At 47.6% G+C, this 22,746-nt stretch carries 17 protein-coding genes; 12 read left to right on the top strand and 5 right to left on the bottom strand.

What is annotated here, in order from left to right:
• Window positions 1–6: 6 nt before the first annotated feature.
• Together NKT06_RS28305 and NKT06_RS28300 are read left to right on the top strand one after the other, a co-directional pair.
• Window positions 7–690, top strand: coding sequence for a hypothetical protein (locus NKT06_RS28305; protein WP_253441244.1), 684 nt, complete (start codon window positions 7–9; stop codon window positions 688–690).
• 72 nt (window positions 691–762) lie between these two features.
• Window positions 763–2,316, top strand: coding sequence for an MDR family MFS transporter (locus tag NKT06_RS28300; RefSeq protein ID WP_301290186.1), 1,554 nt, complete (start codon window positions 763–765; stop codon window positions 2,314–2,316).
• 240 nt (window positions 2,317–2,556) lie between these two features.
• Here NKT06_RS28300 and NKT06_RS28295 read toward each other — a convergent pair whose 3' ends face one another.
• Entirely contained in the window at window positions 2,557–3,987 is a 1,431-nt protein-coding gene (locus NKT06_RS28295; protein ID WP_253441240.1) for a VanW family protein, read from the bottom strand.
• Between the two features lie 254 nt (window positions 3,988–4,241).
• Between NKT06_RS28295 and ftsE the strand changes: the two genes are divergently transcribed.
• From ftsE to NKT06_RS28270, 5 genes are all read left to right on the top strand, one after another.
• Complete coding sequence (gene ftsE, locus NKT06_RS28290) at window positions 4,242–4,928, top strand: cell division ATP-binding protein FtsE (protein WP_024631580.1); 687 nt, start codon at window positions 4,242–4,244, stop codon at window positions 4,926–4,928.
• Window positions 4,918–5,835 (top strand): permease-like cell division protein FtsX, encoded by a 918-nt coding sequence (gene ftsX / locus NKT06_RS28285; RefSeq protein ID WP_253441238.1) that lies wholly within the window; start codon window positions 4,918–4,920, stop codon window positions 5,833–5,835. Before ftsE ends, ftsX begins: the two co-directional genes overlap by 11 nt.
• 188 nt (window positions 5,836–6,023) lie before the next feature.
• Window positions 6,024–7,304, top strand: a complete 1,281-nt coding sequence (locus NKT06_RS28280) for a murein hydrolase activator EnvC family protein (protein ID WP_091013080.1) — start codon at window positions 6,024–6,026, stop codon at window positions 7,302–7,304.
• A 135-nt stretch (window positions 7,305–7,439) separates the two neighbouring features.
• Window positions 7,440–8,912 (top strand): S41 family peptidase, encoded by a 1,473-nt coding sequence (locus NKT06_RS28275; RefSeq protein ID WP_253441236.1) that lies wholly within the window; start codon window positions 7,440–7,442, stop codon window positions 8,910–8,912.
• A gap of 64 nt (window positions 8,913–8,976) precedes the next feature.
• On the top strand, window positions 8,977–10,305 hold the full coding sequence (locus NKT06_RS28270) for a PDZ domain-containing protein (protein ID WP_253441234.1): 1,329 nt from the start codon (window positions 8,977–8,979) through the stop codon (window positions 10,303–10,305).
• A gap of 90 nt (window positions 10,306–10,395) precedes the next feature.
• Here NKT06_RS28270 and NKT06_RS28265 read toward each other — a convergent pair whose 3' ends face one another.
• Together NKT06_RS28265 and NKT06_RS28260 are read right to left on the bottom strand one after the other, a co-directional pair.
• Window positions 10,396–11,085, bottom strand: a complete 690-nt coding sequence (locus NKT06_RS28265) for a response regulator transcription factor (RefSeq protein ID WP_253441232.1) — start codon at window positions 11,083–11,085, stop codon at window positions 10,396–10,398.
• Between the two features lie 21 nt (window positions 11,086–11,106).
• Window positions 11,107–12,318, bottom strand: coding sequence for a sensor histidine kinase (locus tag NKT06_RS28260; protein WP_253441231.1), 1,212 nt, complete (start codon window positions 12,316–12,318; stop codon window positions 11,107–11,109).
• 209 nt (window positions 12,319–12,527) lie between these two features.
• Here NKT06_RS28260 and NKT06_RS28255 point away from each other — a divergent pair, with 209 nt between their 5' ends.
• The 4 genes from NKT06_RS28255 to NKT06_RS28240 all read left to right on the top strand — a co-directional run bounded on the left by NKT06_RS28255 (window position 12,528) and on the right by NKT06_RS28240 (window position 17,838).
• Window positions 12,528–13,463 (top strand): ABC transporter ATP-binding protein, encoded by a 936-nt coding sequence (locus tag NKT06_RS28255; RefSeq protein ID WP_301290180.1) that lies wholly within the window; start codon window positions 12,528–12,530, stop codon window positions 13,461–13,463.
• A gap of 12 nt (window positions 13,464–13,475) precedes the next feature.
• Window positions 13,476–14,672 carry an ABC transporter permease gene (locus NKT06_RS28250; RefSeq protein WP_253441229.1) on the top strand — a complete coding sequence of 399 codons (1,197 nt, stop codon included), beginning with the start codon at window positions 13,476–13,478 and terminating at the stop codon, window positions 14,670–14,672.
• Window positions 14,665–15,843, top strand: coding sequence for an ABC transporter permease (locus NKT06_RS28245; RefSeq protein ID WP_253441227.1), 1,179 nt, complete (start codon window positions 14,665–14,667; stop codon window positions 15,841–15,843). Before NKT06_RS28250 ends, NKT06_RS28245 begins: the two co-directional genes overlap by 8 nt.
• 291 nt (window positions 15,844–16,134) lie before the next feature.
• Window positions 16,135–17,838 carry a molecular chaperone HscC gene (locus NKT06_RS28240; protein WP_253441224.1) on the top strand — a complete coding sequence of 568 codons (1,704 nt, stop codon included), beginning with the start codon at window positions 16,135–16,137 and terminating at the stop codon, window positions 17,836–17,838.
• 113 nt (window positions 17,839–17,951) lie between these two features.
• On the opposite strand, the gene NKT06_RS28235 is transcribed toward NKT06_RS28240, so the two are convergent.
• Window positions 17,952–18,794 carry a flagellar motor protein MotB gene (locus NKT06_RS28235; RefSeq protein ID WP_253441222.1) on the bottom strand — a complete coding sequence of 281 codons (843 nt, stop codon included), beginning with the start codon at window positions 18,792–18,794 and terminating at the stop codon, window positions 17,952–17,954.
• Window positions 18,778–19,575 (bottom strand): flagellar motor protein, encoded by a 798-nt coding sequence (locus NKT06_RS28230; protein WP_253441220.1) that lies wholly within the window; start codon window positions 19,573–19,575, stop codon window positions 18,778–18,780. Before NKT06_RS28230 ends, NKT06_RS28235 begins: the two co-directional genes overlap by 17 nt.
• A 169-nt stretch (window positions 19,576–19,744) precedes the next feature.
• Here NKT06_RS28230 and uvrB point away from each other — a divergent pair, with 169 nt between their 5' ends.
• The gene (gene uvrB, locus NKT06_RS28225) at window positions 19,745–21,736 is read left to right on the top strand and encodes an excinuclease ABC subunit UvrB (protein ID WP_091013102.1); all 1,992 of its coding nucleotides are present in this window, start codon (window positions 19,745–19,747) and stop codon (window positions 21,734–21,736) included.
• The last annotated feature ends 1,010 nt before the right edge of the window (window positions 21,737–22,746 follow it).

The raw sequence follows: 22,746 nt of genomic DNA, 5'->3' as shown, positions 1-22,746 counted from the left end.
ATCGACATGAATAACAATCCTGGGCGTTCTTTGGACAAAAAAATGGATATCAGCATCGTTGGTGATGGCAGTTCTGCTGGGGGTGTGTACGGCAAGGTCAAGGTCGTAGGGGACGCATCCTTCAACGACAATCTATCTTGTGATCGCTTCAAATGTACGGGTACATCGGTTATATATGGATCGCTTGAATCCACAGAGATTAAAATTACCGGAACCCTTACTCTAAAAGAACGAACTGTCAGCAACGATGGTGAGGATGGAATTCAGATATCTGGCCTGCATGCCAAAGCTGAGCTTATCAAAGTGGTCGGTGAGCTTCATCTGTCAGGGGATTGTCAGGCGGAAAATATCAAGCTGAACGGACGGTTGACAATAGCCGGGATGCTCAGCGCTGAACACATGTCACTCAAAATCATGGGTCCGTCCGAGGTCAAGGAAATGGGCGGTTCCATCATCTCGGTGAAGAGTGGCCGGTTGAATGACTTGTTTACGGGGAATAAGTCAATACTGAAGACACAGATTATCGAAGGTGACGATATTGAATTAGAAAATACCGAGGCCGAGATTGTACGTGGCGATAAAATAAAAATCGGTCCTGGCTGCCGGATCGGTACAGTGGAATACCGTTCATCTCTGCAAATTCATCCGCAATCGGAAGTTTTGCTGCAAAGCAATCGGTCCTTGGACTGATTAACGAAAACTTCTTTTCGGATATACTAATGCAGTCATATGAATAGAGCGTGAATGGAGAGATTGAGTACAATGGTTGCACGTAAAAACAGTATTGGATTGGTGCTGGCAGGGTTACTGCTCAGCATACTAATGGCTTCGATGGATAATACCATCGTGGCAACAGCTATGGGGGATATTGTCGGGAAACTGGGTGGGCTCGACAAGTTCGTCTGGGTTACCTCCGCGTACATGGTGGCTGAGATGGCGGGGATGCCAATCTTCGGTAAGTTATCCGATATGTACGGACGGAAGAAGTTTTTTGTATTTGGTATTATTGTATTTATGCTTGGCTCAGCACTGTGCGGAACGGCAACGTCTATTGTGGAATTGACGATGCACAGAGCGATTCAGGGTATTGGTGCGGGTGCCTTGGTGCCGATTGCCTTTACGATCATGTTTGATGTCGTAGCACCAGAATCTCGTGGTAAATTGGGTGGGTTGTTTGGAGCGGTCTTCGGTCTTTCCAGCGTCTTTGGACCACTGCTTGGTGCTTATATTACTCAGTATGCGACATGGGAATGGGTATTCTATATCAACCTGCCACTCGGCTTGATTGCATTTGTGTTTATTGCATTTTTCTACAAAGAATCTCATCAGCATCAATCCCAACAGATCGACTGGCTGGGTGCAGTAACGCTGATCGGCGCTGTAGTGTGTTTGATCTTTGGTCTGGAACTGGGCGGCAAAACGTTTGCCTGGGGTTCGTGGCAGATTCTTGGCTTGTTTGCCGGATTTGTAGCACTAGCGCTACTTTTCCTTTTTGCAGAAACAAGAGCGAAGGAACCCATCATCTCCTTCGGTATGTTCCGCAACCGGGTCTACTGGTCCAGTAACGTTATTGGGATGTTCAGTGGTGCGGCGTTCATTACAGCATCCGTGTACATTCCGATCTTCATACAGGGCGTACTCGGTGGCAAAGCGACCAACTCCGGTCTTGTGCTGCTGCCCATGATGCTCGGGTCCGTTGTGACGGCGTCCCTGGGCGGTGTGCTGATGACCAAAATCAAATATCGCAATATCATGATTCCTACATTGGCCTTACTTGTCATTGGACTTGGATTGCTGACTACGTTGGATGAGGGTTCTTCTCTCTGGACGATACGTATTTACATGGTGATGGTTGGTCTGGGTGTCGGTGCTTCGTTCTCGGTACTCAGCAATGCAGCCATGAACGCATTTGAACCGCAAAGACGCGGAGCAGCAAGCTCCACGCTTAACTTTTTGCGGTCCCTCGGCATGACGATGGGCATTACGATCTTTGGTATCGTACAGAGCCAGGTATTTACGCGTAAAATGAATGATGCTCTCGCTGGTTCAGCTGCGGAAGCAGGGGGGGCTTCAGCGGGTGGCGTGCCTCAGGGAGTGGATCTGGCTGATCCACATGCGCTGCTCTCACCAGAACTCAGACAGGCGATTCCGCCTCAGGTGCTGGATAGCATCACACATGCTCTGTCTTCTTCCATCGTGCAGTTATTTGCCTGGGCTGTGATTCCGGCTGCACTCGCGTTGGTCGCTTCCTTCTTCATGGGAAAAGAGAAGATGGTCGTAGGCGAAGAGCAAGGCGAATACACAGGCGGTCACTAAGCCGTTATGCAGTAAGCTACAAGTTATGGAATATGGGCTAATCGTGGTCTATTAAAACTTGAAAAACTTATGTTAATAATGAAAAGACACACTTCTCACGTATCCTCGAAAGGGGACGGAAAGGGTGTCTTTTTTTTGTTTTCGTATGATCAGCTTACCCGTGAATGATTAAATTACGGATTGAACTCTGTGCATTTTATTATTGCTGGTACAAGTGATCAGATGCTTCTTACAAAGGGCCTAAGGCTGTTTCGTATCGCTAATCCCATCCTCAACAACAGAAGGTTCTTGTGGATCAGGCAGGCTGCTGTGACCGGAGCGGGCAATCAGACGATTCTGAGCTTTGTACGTGTCTCGTGTAATCGTTTTGGATTCGACCACTTTGCCGTCCAGCCTCTTGGTTCTTACCGTCTCGACAATATAACCAGGCTGTCCGTCTTGCAGCACCTGCTGAGCACCATCAGGAAGTACCGCACTGGACACATATTTCACCGGAACACTTAATGTTTCAATGGTGCGAGATTCAAGTGCATAGCTGACGTTCTCAGGGAATGTGCCGAAAAATTTCACCATCAATTGGTGGTTCTTCACTTCTGCATGAATGAGTAAGGATTTTCCGGTGTTGTTCTTGAAGCGAAAGTTAATGGCTCCAGAGGCAAAGGTGGCATCCAGTCCTTTCGGCAAATATTTGACCGGCAGGGAGTGGTTGCGACGCTCAATAATATCAAGACCCGTCAATAGCGCTGCGTTATACACCGTACTGGATACCTGGCAGATGCCACCCCCAATCCCGGGGGTTAGTCTTCCATTGACAATGACCGGGGCCTCACGAAAGCCATAATCTTTTTCAGCCTTACGGATGATTTTTTCATAATCGAATGTGGCATTCGGTGGCAGAATCATGCCGTTGATCGCTTCCGCCGCTGCGCTGACATTATGTATCCGGCCTTCACTACTATTGCCCAGACCTGTGGAGAACTGGATGATCTTTCGATCAATGCCTTCCTCGCGTAGCAAATCAAGGGTTACTTCAGGCTTCAGCGTATAGAGTGGTACCTGGATTAGCAATGGGGCGGGTTTCTCAGTCGGGCTCAGTACACTGAAATCCCTGTGCAACTTCGTTTGAATGAGACTTGCGAGTGTTTTCCAATCAATCCGGCGGACACCCTTTTCCGGGATATACTGCACTTTGTCACTTGCGGTTATGCGCCGAACAGCGTTCGCGGGTGTACCGAAGGTTTCTTTTTCCCAAGCAGGGCTTAGATGTTCTTTAAGAGGTTCTAAGTCGTAACTCATATGAAGGGAGAACTCTTTCGGAAAATGATAACGTGCATAAGCACGTTCCCACAGGTTACCTTCCTCCAGCTGCTGTATGGCGGATTCCACGCTTTTAACGTTGTAGCTCACCCCCACTTGATCTGCGGTATACGTCATCGTCTGGGGATCGGGTTCAGCCACTTCGAAAGTGACAGGCCAGTCCTCCAGCTTTTGGATCTGTTCGTTCAATTCATGCAATACGTTCTTACGATTGCCTTCCACCAGCATGCCGCCAACACGCACATTCTTGGGCAGCGCAGGCTGGTTCACATACATATACAGCAATCCATATGACGCGGAGCCGATCAAGAGGATGGAGAATAGAACAATGACCGTTAAATGTATTTTTTTCATAACCGTACGCTCCTTTATACTTCTGTTGTTCCCGACTTTGTAACACTTTCTATATATATGATCCAATGCAGGAAAACTTTCGGGTACTCAATAGGTAACAAATTTGTTACAATAAACTTCATATGAATCCATGCTTCACCATCGAAACAGGAACGAAGTGGATTTTTTCCTGATGAAATTCAGGTCTTTTTAAAGGAAATGCCGGGATTGTGTCGAAATGATAATGGCTAACTATGTGAGCAGGAAGTGATGATGTGATAGAAATGCAGGACGTGTGGAAGACCTACGCCAATGGGACCCACGCATTACAAGGGGTGTCGGTGAAGATCGACCGCAATGAATTTGTCTATATCGTCGGTCCGTCCGGCGCAGGCAAATCGACATTTATGAAATTGATGTACAGAGAAGAAGTTCCGACCAAAGGACAAATATCCATTAACGGATTTAATATTGGTAAGTTGAAGCCAAGAAAGATTCCTTATGTGCGCCGCAACATCGGCGTTGTGTTCCAAGACTTCCGTCTGTTGCCGAGAATGACGGCTTTTGAGAATGTGGCATTTGCCATGGAAGTCATTGAGGCGCCTAAGCGGCACATCAAGAAACGGGTCATGGAAGTACTCGACTTGGTGGGACTGCGCAGTAAGGCGAATCGTGAACCTTCACAGCTCTCGGGTGGGGAACAGCAACGTATTGCCATTGCGCGGGCTATCGTGAATAACCCATCGGTTATTATTGCGGATGAGCCTACAGGTAACCTCGATCCGGAGACGTCGTGGGGCATTATGCAGCTGCTGGATGAGATTAATTTCCGGGGAACAACCATTGTTATGGCAACCCACAACAAAGATATCGTGAATACGATGCGTAAACGGGTTATCGCCATTGAACGTGGACAGATTGTACGGGATCAGATGAGAGGGGAATACGGTTATGAATTTTAGTACTCTCTTGCGCCATCTGCGGGAGGGATTCAAAAACGTATTCCGCAACGGCTGGATGTCTGTGGCCTCCATCATGTCCATCATTGTGTCGCTATTGATTCTTGGTGTGTTTATGCTGCTGGTGCTTAATGTGAACTCCATGGCGAATCAAGTGGATAGCCAGGTGGAGATCAGCACGTTTCTCGAACTGAATGTGGACGAGAACCTGCGTAACACATTGGAACAAGAAATCAGCGCGATGCCTGAAGTAAGTGAGATTCGTTTTGTTTCCAAGGAAGAAGGACTCAAGGAGTTCCGTGATCGTCTCGGAGAGAGTGCAGATAACGTGCTTAGCGGTTTCGATGTGGACAACAACCCACTGCCGGAGACTATTGAAGTTGAGGTCATTGAACCGGAAACCGTCACTTTTGTGGCGCAAAAAATCGAAGCTTTGAACGAAAAATACCCGGAGAAGCCAATCATGAAAGTGAACTACGGCAAGGAAACGGTGGAAGTGTTGTTCAAATTTACGAAGCTTGTTCGTAACATCGGATTTATTTTTGTTGGGGGACTGGGTCTCATGTCCATGTTCCTGATCTCGAATACGATTCGCGTAACGATTCTGGCCCGTCGCCGGGAGATCGGAATTATGAAGCTGGTTGGCGCAACCAACACCTTTATTCGTTGGCCTTTCTTTATTGAAGGTGCACTCATTGGATTTATTGGCTCTGTGATTACGGTTGGGGTACTGTTCGTCGGATACAGCCAGTTGATGGCCACGATTGGTCAGGATGTCTTCATGCAGATGCTTAACTTGATTCCGCTCAGCGAAATCTGGTTGCTGTTTGGAACCCTGTTGATCGGACTCGGTGTGCTGGTAGGTATTTTGGGAAGTACACTGTCCATTCGAAAATCACTTAACGTTTAAATTTTGTTTTCAAACGATCAAATTGCAGAATATGTCGAAAAGAATGGTAAAGCAGGTTCATTAATGGACGCTGTTTGACGATATGTAGGAAAGACGGAGTCTTTAAGATTGAAGAAAGCAAAGAACATGCTGTTCACCACCTGTGCAGGTTGCTTTCTTGTGAAATCATAGGATGGGGGATCATCATTTTGAAAAAAACTGCTTCGCTGCTGGCCTTTACGTTATTGGCCAGTCTGACGCTTCAACCTTCTGACGGATATGCCAAGAGTAGCATCAGCGATATTGACCAACAGATTCAGCAACTGGAGAGCAAGGCGGCTTCTGCCAAGCAGGAGCAAAAAAAAGCAGCTTCCAACAAAAAGGAAGCGCAGCATTACAAGAACAAAACCAACGCTTATCTGAAGGTTGTCATGGAACAGATCAATGTCGTTAGTGATGAACTGGCCAGTGTATCCTTGCAAATCGAGAACACGGAGGAAGATCTCCGTACAACGAAGAAAGATCTGCAAGCGGCAGAAGAACGCATCGTTGCAAGGGAAAAATTGTTGGAGTCACGTGTACGCCTGATGTATACAGACGGTGCTGTATCCTATCTGGATGTACTGTTGTCCTCCACCAGCTTCACTGACTTTTTGACCCGTGCGGATTCACTCAAAACGATCGTGGACCAGGATCAGCATCTGCTGGATGAGCACAAAGCGGACAAGCAACTGGTCGTGGACAAAAAGGCAGAATTGGATGTGCAATATGCGGAAGCCAAGAGCCTGTATGCACAGAAGAAACAGCGCAAGTCCCAATTGAATGAAAAAGAAGCGGAAAAGCAAGTGCTTCTCGCTTCATATGATGCTAAAATTGAAGAATCAGAAGAGTTGACACAAGAGCAGGAAGACGTATTGATGCAGATTGCCAGCAAACGTTCGGCCCTTCTTCAAGAGAAAAATAAATTGCGTGAACAGCAGGCAGCCGCAGCGGCCAAAGCAAAAGCCGCAGCTGCTGCCCGGGCGAAAGCTGCAGCCAAGGCACCAACCAGAGTCAGCTCGGATAGCAGCAGTGAGGTTACCTATTCATCCGGTAATGGTATCTTCTCAAAACCAGTATCTGGAGGACGTATTTCTTCTGGATTCGGTCCCCGTACCCATCCAATTACGGGTGTAGTGGGTAAAATGCATGCCGGTGTCGATTTTGCTGTTCCCCAGGGAACTTCAGTTCATGCTGCGTCTGGCGGAATCGTGATCATGGCTGAATGGTATAGCGGTTATGGTTATACGGTTATTGTGGACCATGGCGGTGGACTATGGACTTTATATGGTCACTTGCGTGAGGGTGGATTCAAAGTCAGCAAAGGAGACACTGTAAGCAAAGGGGATACCATTGCTGAGTCAGGAAATACAGGAAACTCCACGGGACCTCACTTGCACTTTGAAGTAAGAGATAACGGTACCGCGGTAAATCCGATGAACTATTTGTAATTATTGCTCCATTGACCGAATGGAAAAAACATATTCCGTACAAGCTAGACATATACTAAGCTGGCATGTTCAGGGAATGGGTCCAAGAAACAATGGAATCGGACACGCTTTAAAACGAAAGGCGGTGACAAACGGATGATGAAAAAAAGATCGGCGCTACTGCTTGTCATTTTGGGTCTTCTGGGTGGTAGTTTGCTAACCCTGGTACTAATGACTTATCCGGGAATAGCGAACCAGACCACAGCTGGTGAGGGTCTGCTAGCCAGTGTAACCGGCAGTACGCAGCAGAAGAGCGATTTGAAGAAGATTGAAACCGCGATGGATTTGATCTCAAGCAACTATTATAAAGACGTGGATCAGACCAAATTGATTGACGGTGCGATCAACGGCATGATGGAATCTCTTGGTGATCCGTACTCCAACTATATGGGGCAGGAAACGGCTGCTCAGTTTGAAGAGTCGATCGAAGGTTCATTTACCGGTATTGGCGCAGAGGTATCCTCACAGGATGGAAATGTTGTTGTTGTTTCCCCCATCAAAGGATCACCTGCCGAAAAAGCGGGTATTCGTGCGAAAGACATGATTATGTCAGTCAACGGCGAATCCCTGCAAGGTTTGGAACTGAACAAGGCTGTCAACAAAATCAGAGGTCCCAAGGGCAGTGAAGCGAAGGTACAGGTCAAACGTGCCGGATCTACAGAACTGATTGAGTTTGTTATTGTACGGGATGACATTGATCTGGAGACCGTATATGCTCACATGGAGGATGGCGGAATTGGTGTCATTGCCATTACTCAATTCTCTTTGAATACAGGCGATCGCTTCAAGGAAGAGTTGGCGAAGCTTGAGAAGCAAAACATGAAAGGTCTGGTCATCGACGTACGGAATGACCCAGGCGGTGTATTGCAAGTCGTGATTGATATTGCTGAACAGTTTGTTCCTAAAGGCAAGGTTATTGTGCAAGTCGAAGACAAGAACGGCAAAAAGGAACAAAGCAAATCCAATGGATCAGCCAAAGCTTATCCAGTCACAGTCCTGATGAACAAAGGCAGTGCGAGTGCGTCGGAGATTTTGGCCGGTGCATTACAACAGTCAGCAGGTGCGAAGTTGATTGGTGAAAATTCCTTCGGTAAAGGAACTGTACAGACGAGTTATGACAAGCAAATGGGTGATGGCAGCTTGCTGAAGATCACTATTGCCAAGTGGCTTACTCCGAACGGGGACTGGATTCATGAAAAAGGAATCAAACCGGATATTGCGGTTGACCAGCCGGACTATTTCTCGGTGGCACCGATTAATAAAGAGAAGTTACCACTTAAATATGACAGCAATAGCGCGGATGTGAAAAGTGCGCAGACGATGCTGAGAGGTCTCGATTTCAAACCGGATCGTGTGGATGGATACTACGACCAGAAGACGGAAGAAGCGGTCAAGGCATTCCAGAAGCAAAAAGGCATTCAGGCCACAGGCCAGATTGACGAGAAAACCGCTGAATCACTGGAAGCGGCTCTGATTGAACGTATTGCCAATCCTCAATATGATGCACAGCTGAAACGCGCGATCGAAAATGTCTCAAAGGATATTTCGTCCGCTGTGTCGAAGCCATAAAGAAGGCTGATTTTCAGCCTTCTTTTTTTCTGAACCGGCTGAAAGAGAGGGGTGAAGAGCCACAATGGAATGGGTATGGCCGTGGTTAACTACATTAGGCGAAGCAGTGTTGCAGTTGTTTATTCAGCCGTTTTATTATATTGCGGTGATCCTGATTGCGCTCATCTATCATCGTCAGTTACTGCAGGAGCGTAAATTGTTTCATGTTCGTTTGCAAAGCTCGATAACACAGACGATTCGTGCCGTACTGGGAGGCATACTCATTGGTACTATCGTCTCGATTGTCTCCCTATTCCTGGGTGCACATCTTACACTGGGAAGCCTGATATGCATATGGGCTGCAACGTTAATTCTATCCTTGTTTCGTATCCGGTATTTGTGCTTTGCTTATGCGGCCGGGTTGCTGGGTGTGTTGCAATTTGGTTTGAATCTGGCTTCAGGCTGGCAACCATCAGGTTGGATGGGTAGTGTAACGGAAACGCTACGTTCCCTGGATATGCCTGCACTGCTTGTCCTGGCGGCCCTTCTACATATGGGTGAAGCCCTGTTGGTACGCATGCAGGGGGTATCGATGGCATCACCGCTTCTCTTCGAGGGAAAACGCGGGAAACTGGTTGGGGGATATCAACTTCAACAGTTCTGGGCCATTCCCCTACTGATTCTTGTCCCGGTCACAGGTAGTGGCGCGGAGCTGGCATGGAATCCACTCATGAATGCAGGTCAGAGTTACATGCTGGTTGCGTTGCCGATTATGCTCGGATTTGGTGAGATCACGCAGAGTATGCTTCCGGGACAAAAGGTGCAGATCTCATCCAAGCGGTTGATGATGTATGGGGCAACTTTGCTTGTGTTCAGTTTGCTTGCTGCATGGTGGTCTCCACTCATGGTGGTTGCTGCACTGATTGCATTTATTGGACATGAATTCCTGGTATGGTACAGCGCGTTTGAAGAGCAAAACCGCAGTCCGGTATTTGTCCATCCGCAGCATGGGTTGAAGGTATTGGCCGTTATACCGGAGAGTCCTGCTGCAGATTTGGGGATTGAAGCAGGGGAGACATTGTACAAGGTGAATGGTAAGTTGGTTCATTCACCGGAAGAGTTGCATCGTGCCCTGCGGATGAACCCGGCTTTTTGCAAGCTCGAGGTACGAAATCACCAGGGAGAAAGCAAGTTCATGCAACGAGCAATTTATGAAGGGGAACATCATCAGCTTGGGGTCATTATGGCACCGGACAATCACGAGGTCTGGGCGATTCGGTTACGTCCACTGACGCTGTTCCATATCATCAACCTCAAATTGCTTGCCCGTCTGAAAAAACCACACAGGGACGAAGCTCCATTGGCGTTACCGCCAGCTCCTGTGGCCAGTGATAAAGGGTCCGTGGAGATGTAACTAAACATAAGTGATGAAGTATGTTGCATAAATCAAGCAATGAAAAAGGTATTTCCGAGCGCCGTCGCAGGCGAGGGAAATACCTTTTTGTTATTTTTTCAACATAAAGATGGCGATCTGAGTCCGATCACGTAAACTCAGCTTGCCCAGAATATCGGTGACGTAGTTTTTGACCGTGCCTTCACTGAGGAACAGTTTGGCGGCAATTTCCTTATTGGATAACCCCTCCGATATGGCCTCGGCAACCGCCAGCTCCATACGGGTCAGTCCATAGGCTTCGATTGAATGATGTGTCTGGGGTGTTGGAGAAGGACGAAGAAGGCCTGTTAGCTTGCGGGCAATATCCGGATGGATTAACATATCGCCGTTATGTACGGTCTTGATGCCTTGAATGATCCGCTCAGGCGGGACGTTTTTGAGCAAATAACCGCTTGCCCCATTCTGTAATGCCTGAATAATATACTCATCATCGTCAAACGTAGTCAGCATGAGCACCTGGATTTCAGGAAAACGTACCTTGATAAGCCCAGTACCTTCGACTCCGTCACATTCGGGCATCCGAATATCCATCAAGACCACGTCCGCAGGTGTCCCTGTTTCAAGTAATGCCAAGGCCTCCTGTCCATTTGAGGCTGTGCCTGTAACGCAAATGCCGGAGTCCAGTTCAAGCAACACTTTAAGGCTTTCGCGAATGAAGTAGTCATCGTCAGCGAGAATCAGCCGAATAAGTGGGGACTGGGCTGCATTATTCTTGTTGTTCACATCATTCCGTTCGGACATGAGAACATTCACTTCCTTTTTTCAAAGTAGATCCATCTGGTTCGTTATTGGAATGCGTGTAATCACGGTATACGGATAAGCCGATTGGATCTCCAAGGTTCCTCCCACCATTTGTGTACGTAGACGCATGCTTTCCTGTCCTATCCCACTTGTCTTAGACGAATGCGGATTAATTTTGCCATCATTACTTACGCTCATACAGACTTCCTGATCCCCGAATACCAACTCCAATGTGATAGAAGAGGCATTTCCGTGCCGTAGTGCATTCGTTACGGCTTCTTTGGCATTTTTATATAAAACGATTTGAATGCTGGGGTACAGCACATGGGATGGGCCCTGAACTTCATATTGTGTCTTCACCCCGGTATCTCTGCCCACTTCCTCAAGAAGACGATCGAGTGCGTAGGCATTGGAACCATAGGAATCCGGTCGCAATTTGTGAAGTGTACTTCGCATATCATCCATACTGGTGGCCAATTGATCACGAATCTGTCTCACCATTTCCGTTCCTTTTTCCCGATCTCGGGGGAGAGTCATCAGAGCGGCTTCCGACATCATTTTGGTACGAATCAGTCGATGTCCGATATCATCATGAAGCTGTCTGGAGATACGAGTACGTTCCTCTGTCTGGGCTACTCCTTCAAGTTGCTTTGTAAATAATAGGAGCTGTGCACGTGCTTCTTGAAGCTCGTAATGTTTACTGCGGAGCTCGTCATAGACTTGTTCCAGTTGTCCACGGCTGCTCGCCGTTCTTGATCCCTGCCAGGAGAGGGCCGCTGTGATGAGCAGAAGCAGGTTGCCAAGAACCATCGCTGTTGCCTCTGCGGATAATAATGTGGCGGTGATTGTATTTGGTGTGGTTAACCCTGGCTGCGTTGCCTGTGGAACAGAATAATACCATCCCAAAGCGACATTGCTTGAGAAAAGCTGAATGGCAAACATCAACCATCTCCGGTTTCCTTCGAGTCTGTATATATACACGTAGAGCACGGATAGAGAAAGGAATACCAGGATTGGTCCATACGAAGCAATCAGCCAACAGCTCCAGAGTATTTCGGTCAGAAGCAACAGCCACTGCTGTGTACTTGAACGGTTGAAATCTTTCCACACGGAGAGTCCAAGGGCGATGATGATATACAGGGTGTAGACGGCTTCGTTTTCCAAGGGCAGCATCAACATGTACAGTACGGCTGGAACGATAATTAATCCGTATTGCAGAAACCGCATCGGCATAGGGCTGTGACATCCTTTATATAAAAAGTGGAGTAAAATCTCTCGGTAATGCGCCCTTGATTATACCATAAGCGGCATTCGAATCAGGAGATGACTTAAGTCACCTTCGATTCATGACTTTTCGTACCTTCGCTAAAGAGTGCGATCCGTTACAATACAGATATGAAATCCAGCGGCGAAAGCCGAAACGGAAGAGGGGCGTAAAAGGGATGGGTATACTTGAAGTGGATCATGTAGTGAAACGATACGGCAGTAAGCTGTCCGTGGATCATTTGAACCTTAGTGTTGGCAAAGGCGAAATTTTTGGATTGCTCGGTCCCAATGGAGCAGGAAAAAGTACCACCATTAGCATGATTGCAGGGCTCCTGAATATGGATCAGGGTGAAATCAGATTAGATGGGATATCGGTCAAGGAGCGACCGCTAGAAGTAAAGCGCAAGATTGGACTGGTTCCGCAGGATCTGGCTTTATACGAAACGATGACGGCTGCGGAGAATGTGACCTTTTTTGCCAGACTGTATGGACTGCGTGGAAAATTGCTTAAGGAAAGAGTGCAGGAGTCTCTTGAATTTGTAGGGTTGCAGGATAAAGCAAAGGATGCCCCCTCGACCTTCTCTGGTGGTATGAAACGCAGGTTAAACATCGCATGTGCGATTACACATCGCCCGGATCTAATTATCATGGATGAACCGACAGTTGGCATTGATCCGCAATCTCGAAATCATATCCTTGAATCGGTACGCACACTCAACAAGATGGGTTCAACGATTATATATACAAGTCATTACATGGAGGAAGTGGCGGCGATTAGTCACCGGGTTGCGATTATGGATCAGGGGCGAATCATTGCCTGTGGCACGGAAGCAGAGCTGAGAGAACGTGTAGCATCGGAGGAAAAAGTAGTGCTCTCCACTTCCGGTATCGGTCCCGACGTTGTGGAAGAACTGAAACTTCACCCTCGCGTTCGAATGGTAGACGTTTCAGAGAATACGCTGACCATTACGCTGCCTTCGGCACAGCAGGATCTCCAGGATCTGCTCTTCATTTGCAGCAAACATGAAATATCCATTCAGTCGCTCAAGGTCGAAGAGCCGGATCTGGAAACGTTGTTCCTCAATCTGACCGGGCGTACGCTGCGGGACTAGGGGGAGCAAGAGATGAATATATGGCATATTTGCATCTTTGAATTGAGGCGTATTCTTAAGATTCGATCTGTGGTGTTAAACCTGTTCATTCTGCCGTTGTTACTGATTTTTATATTGGGCACGGCTCTTTCCAGTACGATGGGGACGGCGGAGGATGTTATTCCAGATGCTGTACGTGTGGGAATCATCCATTTGAGTACTGAATCTGGTGGAGAATCAAGTACGCTTAATCAAGCACTGGATACATTCGTTCATTCCCCGGCGGTAGCTGAGATGGTCAAAGTGCAGGAATTCAAGACAGAAGAAGAGGTTGTCCATTCGCTGCGTACCGGTAAGCTGGACTTTGCTGTCATGATTCCTTCGGATTTTGAGCAGAACGTGATGATGGGGAAAGAGGCCAGGTTACAGTGGATACGTGGAAAGGACAGCACACTCAATACCTTGGGTGAAACCTTGTTCACACGTTTTACGGATGAATGGAACCGACAGATGGCGATTACCAAAGTGCTCGGTCCGGAAGTAATTGCTGCGATGGTCTCTTCTTCGGAAACTGGAGCGGCAAGTTCCACCAACATCACTGTCATCAATCCTGGAAAAACAGGCACGGCCTACAGTGCCACCCAATACTATGCAGCATCCATGCTGGCGATGTTCATGTTGTACTCGGGTATGACAACAAGTAGCAGCCTTTTTGGAGAGCGGGATAACCGAACGTTGATCCGCCTTCAGGCTGCGCCGATAGGTAATGGAGTTATTTTCGCTGGCAAAATTGCAGGCAATAGTCTGCTCGCTTTTTTACAGGCAACGACGATTATCCTTATGACATCTTGGTTCTACGGTGTGGATTGGGGAACCCATCCTTGGTATATTGTGCTGACTTGTGTATTCATTACATTGGCATCCATGACTCTTGGCGTGATCGTGGCATTGGTATGCAAAACCACGGCATCGGCCAGCGCAACCATCCAAGGTATCATCGTTGCAATGACATTCATCAGCGGTGGGTTCATGCCTATCCCGATTGATTTTATGCAACGGATTAGCCAATTTACGGTTAACCACTGGGCGCTCCAGAGTTTTCTGAGAATGATGCTGGATGCACCAGTAGGAGAGATTGTATATAACATTCTGATGTTAGGCGTGGTATGCGCTGTATTACTGTTGATCTCAGGATTGATTTATAGAAAGGCAGGATACCGATATGAATAGTCTACACATTGCCTGGTTGATGATTAGACGTACACTTGGCCGTAAAATGGGCTTTATTACGTTTCTGCTTCTGCCTTGCCTGGTGGTTACAGGAGCGGTTGCTCTCTTTGGAAGCGAGCAGAGTGCACGTACTGTTATTCCCTATGTCAATGAGGATGGAGGGGCAGCAGGAGCGTGGATGATTCAAGAACTTGCTGGCAACGAGGAGTACCTGCTCAAGCCGATGACAAACGAAGCAGAAGTGAAGGAAGCCATCGCTCAGCAAAAAGGAAGTTCTGGCATCATCATTCCGGTACATTATACGGAGGATCTGTTACAAGGAAAGCCAACCGAAATTCAATTGGTGGAACTGCTTATAAGTGAAAGTTCCTATACCCTCCGAGCAGCAGTTGAAGGTTTGACGAGCGGATTGCAACAATCTGCTTCAGCTGTTAAGGTGGCGGCAGGCCCTGTCTCAAGTGAGACTGATATACTGTCAAGCACACAGAAGCCATTTGAACAGCTTTTACAGGAGATCGGAAAACATCAGGTTGCTGGTGAAGTCACCGCTCTGCAGATCTATCCCAAGCCAGGCCTAAACAATGTGACTGGATTTACGATTATGTTTATGATGGGGCTGCTGACCAGTGCAGTGGCTGTGATCATGGAAGATCGCAGGAAACGTACGATGGCCAGAGTATACACGGCACCCGTCCGTGCGTATGAGATTGCGCTTGGTAATTTCCTGGGCAGCTTTGTCATTGGTATGATTCAGATTGTGATCGTTTTGGGAGTCAGCAGGTGGCTGATTCATTATGATGCCGGTATTCCTTTTGGCATTCATTTCCTGATCTTGGCAGCATTCATGTTGGTCTCTATGGGGCTCGCAAGTACCGTGGCAGGATTAATTCGTAATCCCAAAAATGCGAACATGCTGAATTCACTTGTCATTATGCCAACCTGCATGATAGGTGGTTGTTTCTGGCCAATCTCGTTGATGCCGGATTATATGCAAAAGCTCGCCAACTTTGTTCCGCAGAAATGGGCAATTCAGGCGGTGGAGACGATCTCTGCTGGCGGTACATTGTCGGATATCACATTGCCACTATTGATTTTGTTTGGCATGGCTACCATTTTGCTGACCGTAGGCTCTGCGATTCTGCGCCCTAGCCAGCCAGGAGTAGAGGCATAAGGTAAATACTAATTTTGAAGAAGCCGAATGCATAAGGGGGCATTCGGTTCTTTTATATTAAGGGCTCAATGAAACAGATGATTTGACTGAATTTATACACTACACTTGTACTTCATTGTATGGAGTTATACCTATGTTCTGTTGCTTTAAATCTATGGTAGATTATTCGTGTGGGCTGAACTAGACAGGTTACGATCTGTCACGTATGATATGTTGCAGTCGGCGCATAACAGCGCGTGGTTTCTACTATAGCAAGTGTAGATGTTAAACAGAAAGAGGGTTAGAAGCTTTATGACAATAATAGGAATAGATCTTGGAACAACAAATAGTTTGGTATCATGCTGGGTCAACGGGGAATCCGTTATTATCCCGAATGCTCTTGGGAATCGTTTGACACCTTCAGTGGTGAGTGTGGACGACAATGGGGAAATTTTAGTAGGGGAGATTGCCAGAGAGCGATTAATCACGCATCCAGAAAAAACAGCATCTGTATTTAAAAGATATATGGGAACAAACAGAACGTTTAGTTTGGGTACATATCAATTTTTGCCTGAAGAGTTATCCTCCTTTGTCTTGAAATCTTTGAAAGCGGATGCCGAAGCCTATTTAGGTGTTGAAGTAACAGAGGCTGTTATCAGTGTGCCAGCATATTTCAATGATACTCAGCGAAAAGCAACCAAACGTGCTGGACAACTGGCAGGAATTAAAGTCGATCGACTGCTCAGCGAACCAACCGCTGCAGCGATTGCGTATGGCCTGCATCAACAGAAACCAGAGACAAAATTCCTCATTTTTGACCTTGGAGGGGGGACCTTTGATGTATCCATCCTGGAATTGTTTGACGGAATTATGGAAGTGAAGTCAGTAGCAGGGGATAATTTTCTGGGAGGGGAGGATTTTACCGAACTGATTACGCATTGGTTTTTGAATCATTACCAAATTCAGCAGAATGATCTGTCTGACAAGACACAGATGGCGCTTTGGAAACAGGCAGAGCTATGCAAGCAGGCATTGAGCGAAGGGCGTGAAGGAACGATAACCTTGACACTTGAAGATGGTGTGAAAGAGGTGAGCATTGATCGCACCCAATTTGAACAGTTAGCGAAGCCGCTGCTTGCCAGGTTGCAAAAGCCTGTGGAACGTGCGCTCCGTGATGCCGCCGTGCAACTCGATGAATTGGATGCCGTTATTCTTGTTGGAGGAGCAACCCGCATGCCTGTAATCTACTCGTTTACGGGTAAATTGTTTGGCAGACTGCCAGCAAATTACTTGCATCCGGATGAAGCCATCGCCATTGGCGTAGGAATTCAAGCTGCTATGAAAGCCCGCCATGCGGATGTGCAGGAAGTTATTCTGACAGATGTATGTCCATATACTTTGGGGATTTCCATCTCGAAACCTTTAGGTGAAGGTCGATATGAATCGGGCATTTTTGACCCAATCATCGAACGGAATACGGTTGTTCCGGTAAGCAGGGTTCAACGTTACTGTACGTTAAGGGACAACCAAACTAAAATTACAGCTGATGTGTATCAAGGCGAAAGTCGCCTGGTCGAAAACAATATTAAACTTGGTGAACTGACGATTAATGTACCACCTGCACCGGAGGGGGAACAGGCTATAGATGTTCGCTTTACTTACGATATTAATGGCATCTTGGAAGTGGAAGTGTCTTCCGTGGATACGGGTGAAAAGAAAGTGGCGATCATAGAAGAGAAAGAAAGCGGTTTGTCCCACGAAGAGATTGCCCAACGTTTTAAAGAGTTGGAGTCTATCAAAATACATCCTCGTGAGCGGATGGAAAACCGGCATTTAGTGGCGCGTGGAGAACGCTTATACGAAGAATCTCTGGCAGAGCAACGTATGGTAATCTTAGATGCCATGTTGAAGTTTGAAGAGAAGTTAAAACAGCAAGAAGATCGTGAAATTAAGAAGGAAGCAGAAAAATTGAAAGTGACGTTGGATGAGATTGAAAATAGTCACCGATTATGGTGAGAAGTGTAACATCATAACGAAAAGCACGGTCTTGTTCGAAGAGGAACAGAGATCGTGCTTTTTCGATTGTTATAAAAGATGAGATAACATTAGACCATTTTAAGAAGTGAAGATTAAGGTTGGAGTTGACGCAAGACAGTTATTTCGACCCGACGGTTCTTTTGTCTTCCGGCCGCTGTGGTGTTGTCACCCGTTGGGCGAGTATCCGCATATCCAGCATACTGGAAGCTGTCCGGGTTAAGTTTCTCTGTATCCAGAAAAAATCGCAATACAGACAGTGCACGTTCCCCGGAAAGCTGCCAGTTATCGGTATAGGCAGAGTTTGCTCCGACAGGAACGTTATCGGTATGACCCTCAATGCTGACAACGGTATTTAGATCACGGAACAAGCTGGCAAGTTTACTGAGTGTTGGTGCTGCACCGTCCTTCAGAGCGGCCTGTCCCTGATCAAACAGGAAGCGGTCACTAAGTGTAATGGATAGGCCCTGTGGCTTGTCCGCAACAAAAATCTGATTTTCCAGTTTATTATCCTCGATATATTGGGTAATCACATTGAACAGATTTTGCAATTCCTGCTCCTGTGATCTGAATTGTTCTTCCCGTTCTGTGAGGGGCTTGTCATCATCATCTGGCGTTACAGTCCCGGAGTCGGAAGGGTTTCCTTCACCTTTTGAAGAATCTTCCCCTTGAATTCCGGATGGTGGAGTCTCTGTAATCGTCTGTCCAGGTTTCTCACCGAGTCCTTCACCAAGCTCAAGGATAGAGTCGGACGCATTGAATGTATTTTGTAACGATTGGGTAACGACGTCATATTTACCGGAATCCAGATTACTCATGGCGTACATGATGACAAAAAAGATCAAAAGCAGGGTTATGAGATCGGCATAAGTAATCATCCAGCGATCTCGATGATCGATAGTTTCACGTTTTCCGCGCCGTTTACTGCGCCGACTCATCCAATCCCTCCTTTGCTAGGGGGCGTATATGCTGACGATGCGTGAGGGTGAAAGACTCCAGTCTTTTGCGTACAAGCTGGGGATTCTCACCGTTCTGAATGGCAAGTACACCTTCAAGAAGCATTTCCATGGTCTGTACTTCGTCAGCACCTCTGGATTTGATTTTGGAGGCAATGGGCAAAAAGACAAGATTGGCACTGGCGACTCCATACAGGGTTGCTGTAAAGGCAACAGCGATGGCAGGACCGAGTCCGGTTGGATCCGTTAAACTGCCAAGTACCTGAATAAGTCCCATCACGGTTCCGATGATCCCCATGGTTGGGGCATAACCACCAGCAGATTCGAATATTTTGGCATACCCCTCATGTTTCTGTTCAATGGAGTCAATTTCCATCTCCAGGATCTGCCGAACCACATCCTGATCGGTACCATCAACAACCATCTGAATACCGTCTTGCAAAAATGGATGCGGATGATCCATAACCTTGCGTTCTAATGCAAGTACACCTGAGCGGCGTGCGATCGAAGACATCTCGACCAACTCTTCGACCCATATACCGGATTCATTATTGTGACGTCCAAAAGCCATACGCAGGGCAGCAGGAATCGTACGAAGGCGATGCGCCGGGAAACTGGCAACCACAGCAGCAATCGTTCCACCGAATACAATTAAAGCAGCCGTTTTTTGCAGGAGACCGGACAACTGGCCGCCTTCCCACAAAAAACCGCTAATGACTGCGGCAATTCCGGCAATAATACCGATAAGTGTCGCAATATCCATAAATTAACCCACTCCTATCTTCATTTCACGTTTGCATCACTAAAACGAACGAGGTATAATTAAACGGGAACAAATATTCCTATTACTATAAGTTTTCCCATATGAAAATTCGGGGAACTTCGACAATATATAGTGACTATTATTTTAGACGATAGGGTGAGATACGGCAATGAGCGATATTATAATGAGCGACAAAACGTTCGAAATCGAGTCAGAGTTTTCTCCCCAAGGTGATCAGCCTGCAGCCATTAAAGAATTGGTGAAGGGTGTTCAGGAGGGGAAGAGGTACCAGACACTGCTGGGTGCAACGGGTACGGGTAAGACGTTTACGATAGCCCAGACGATAGCCCAACTGCAACGTCCTACGCTGATTATTGCACACAACAAAACGTTGGCAGCGCAGCTTGCAAGTGAGTTCAAAGATTTTTTTCCTAATAACATGGTTGAGTATTTCGTCAGTTATTACGATTATTTTCAGCCAGAAGCATATATCCCGTCTTCCGATACGTATATCGAGAAGGATTCAAGCATTAATGAAGAGATCGACAAACTGCGGCACGCAGCGACAAGTTCGTTGTTTGAGCGCAGGGACGTCATCATTGTAGCGAGTGTTTCTTGCATCTATGGTTTGGGTTCACCGCACTCGTATTCAAGCATGTTGTTGTCACTTCGGGTAGGCATGGAGAAACCGCGGAATCAGATTTTATCCCGTCTGGTAGAAATCCAGTATCAGCGGAACGATATTAACTTTGTACGGGGTACGTTCCGTGTTCGTGGGGATGTTGTTGAGATTTTCCCTGCCTCCAAGGGTGAACATGCCATTCGTGTTGAATTGTTCGGTGATGAGATCGAGAAAATTACGGAGATTGATGTGTTAACCGGAGAACTGATTGGCGAACGTGAACATATTGCCATCTTCCCGGCGTCTCACTTCGTAACGCAAGAAGAGACGATGAAGGTTGCGTTGGTGAACATTGAGCGTGAACTGGAGGAGCGTCTTGAAGTGTTGCGTGAACAGGGGAAACTGCTGGAGGCACAGCGACTGGAGCAGCGCACACGGTATGATATCGAGATGATGAAGGAAGTCGGATTCTGTTCGGGGATTGAGAACTATTCCGGCCCATTGACTTTCCGTGAACGCGGCGATACTCCGTACACACTGATGGATTACTTCCCAGATGACATGTTGATCGTGGTCGATGAGTCTCACGTGACTCTGCCACAAATCCGTGCGATGTATAATGGTGACCAAGCGCGGAAGACAGTATTGGTTGAACATGGTTTCCGCCTGCCGTCAGCGCTGGATAATCGTCCACTCAAATTCGAAGAGTTCGAAGGCAAAATGGATCAGATTATCTATGTATCAGCCACACCGGGCCCATATGAGATTGAGCATACCGATACGATGGTGCAACAGATTATCCGTCCAACCGGATTGCTTGATCCAATCATTGAACTGCGTCCAACCAAGGGGCAGATTGATGACTTGATCGGTGAGATTAATGACCGGATTGCCAAAGACGAGCGTGTGTTAATTACAACATTAACGAAGAAGATGTCCGAGGACCTGACGGATTATCTGAAGGAAGTTGGAATCAAGGTTCGTTATCTGCACTCCGAGATCAAAACGTTGGAACGGATGGCGATTTTACGTGATTTAAGGTTGGGCGTTTTCCATGTCCTGATCGGAATCAACTTGCTCCGGGAAGGTCTCGATCTGCCCGAAGTATCCCTCGTCGCTATATTGGATGCGGATAAGGAAGGATTCCTGCGTTCCGAACGCTCACTGATCCAAACGATTGGTCGTGCAGCGCGGAACAGCGAGGGTCGTGTTATTCTATACGGTGACAAAGTGACGGATTCGATGGATAAGGCGATAAAGGAAACAGAACGTCGTCGTGCGATTCAGATTGAGTACAACGAGAAGCACGGAATTACACCGCAGACGATTCGCAAAAAAGTGCGTGATGTGATTGAGGCAACCAAAGTTGCCGAATCCAAGAAAGACTATCTCACAGGCGCAGCCGAGAAGATGTCGAAGAAAGACCGCCAGGCGCTTATTCAGCGCCTAGAGGTAGAGATGAAAGATGCAGCCAAAAACCTGCAGTTTGAGCGTGCTGCCGAGCTTCGTGATGCGTTGCTGGAACTTCGCGCTGAATAAGATACTGCTCATTCATATGCTCCAGTAAAGATGGATTTGTAACAAGAGAACGGCCAATTGGCCGTTCTCTTGTTGAGTAAGGAAATCATTGATATCTACCGATAAATAAGAGATGTTGAAATCTTGAATTCGGGTCTATACTGATAGAAAAGTTGAAATTGGTTAAAAGGTTTATAGGAAAGTAATTGGGAGTCGTGTCCCCCTGATAGCCAAGATCGCCCCGGTGTTGACCTCGGAGCCGAGCCAAAGGCAATGGCGACCTGACGCGACAAGGCGAAGCCGAGAGCGTCCCGCTCTTGACCTCGGAGCCGAGCCAAAGGCAATGGCGACCTGACGCGACAAGGCGAAGCCGAGAGCGTCCCGCTCTTGACCTTGGAGCCGAGCCAAAGGCAATGGCGACCTGCCGCGATCAATGCGAAGCCGAGAGCGTCCCGGTGTTGACCTTGGAGCCGAGCCGAAGGCAATGGCGACCTGCCGCGATCAAGGCGAAGCTGAGAGCGTCCCGCTCTTGACCTTGGAGCCGAGCCAAAGGCAATGGCGACTTGCCGCGACCAAGGCGAAGCTGAGAGCGTCCCGCTCTTGACCTTGGAGCCGAGCCGAAGGCAATGGCGACCTGCCGCGATCAATGCGAAGCCGAGAGCGTCCCGGTGTTGACCTTGGAGCTGAGCCAAAGGCAATGGCGACTTGCCGCGACCAAGGCGAAGCTGAGAGCGTCCCGCTCTTGATCTTGGAGCCGAGCCGAAGGCAATGGCGACCTGCCGCGATCAAGGCGAAGCTGAGAGCGTCACCTCGCAGTAGAGCGGTCTGATAAGGTTCCGGCAATAGGCTGGAACCTTATCAGAAACCGCGGGCACACGGCAACCCTTCACATAGCAAGACCCGACCCCTCACCGTTGTACCGCTTGTTTCGGGTGTCCAGAGGGCTGCGCCCTCTGGGGCCCTCCCTTGGAAGGGAGGGTTTGGGAGGGATCGAAAAGCCTTTATAAAGGTTGGATTAGAAAATTTGAGAG

Source organism: Paenibacillus sp. 1781tsa1 (assembly GCF_024159265.1).
In the GTDB taxonomy this organism is placed as follows: domain Bacteria; phylum Bacillota; class Bacilli; order Paenibacillales; family Paenibacillaceae; genus Paenibacillus.
Note: the sequence above shows the minus strand (reverse complement) of the source record. Positions and strands in the feature narration are given on the sequence as shown.

Coding starts and splice junctions, on each gene's coding strand:
- NKT06_RS28305 (WP_253441244.1), top strand. CDS start 7: ATGAATAACAATCCTGGGCGTTCTTTGGACAAAAAAATGGATATCAGC.
- NKT06_RS28300 (WP_301290186.1), top strand. CDS start 763: ATGGTTGCACGTAAAAACAGTATTGGATTGGTGCTGGCAGGGTTACTG.
- NKT06_RS28295 (WP_253441240.1), bottom strand. CDS start 3,987: ATGAAAAAAATACATTTAACGGTCATTGTTCTATTCTCCATCCTCTTG.
- ftsX (WP_253441238.1), top strand. CDS start 4,918: ATGAATTTTAGTACTCTCTTGCGCCATCTGCGGGAGGGATTCAAAAAC.
- NKT06_RS28275 (WP_253441236.1), top strand. CDS start 7,440: ATGATGAAAAAAAGATCGGCGCTACTGCTTGTCATTTTGGGTCTTCTG.
- NKT06_RS28270 (WP_253441234.1), top strand. CDS start 8,977: ATGGAATGGGTATGGCCGTGGTTAACTACATTAGGCGAAGCAGTGTTG.
- NKT06_RS28265 (WP_253441232.1), bottom strand. CDS start 11,085: ATGTCCGAACGGAATGATGTGAACAACAAGAATAATGCAGCCCAGTCC.
- NKT06_RS28260 (WP_253441231.1), bottom strand. CDS start 12,318: ATGCCGATGCGGTTTCTGCAATACGGATTAATTATCGTTCCAGCCGTA.
- NKT06_RS28255 (WP_301290180.1), top strand. CDS start 12,528: ATGGGTATACTTGAAGTGGATCATGTAGTGAAACGATACGGCAGTAAG.
- NKT06_RS28250 (WP_253441229.1), top strand. CDS start 13,476: ATGAATATATGGCATATTTGCATCTTTGAATTGAGGCGTATTCTTAAG.
- NKT06_RS28245 (WP_253441227.1), top strand. CDS start 14,665: ATGAATAGTCTACACATTGCCTGGTTGATGATTAGACGTACACTTGGC.
- NKT06_RS28240 (WP_253441224.1), top strand. CDS start 16,135: ATGACAATAATAGGAATAGATCTTGGAACAACAAATAGTTTGGTATCA.
- NKT06_RS28235 (WP_253441222.1), bottom strand. CDS start 18,794: ATGAGTCGGCGCAGTAAACGGCGCGGAAAACGTGAAACTATCGATCAT.
- NKT06_RS28230 (WP_253441220.1), bottom strand. CDS start 19,575: ATGGATATTGCGACACTTATCGGTATTATTGCCGGAATTGCCGCAGTC.
- uvrB (WP_091013102.1), top strand. CDS start 19,745: ATGAGCGATATTATAATGAGCGACAAAACGTTCGAAATCGAGTCAGAG.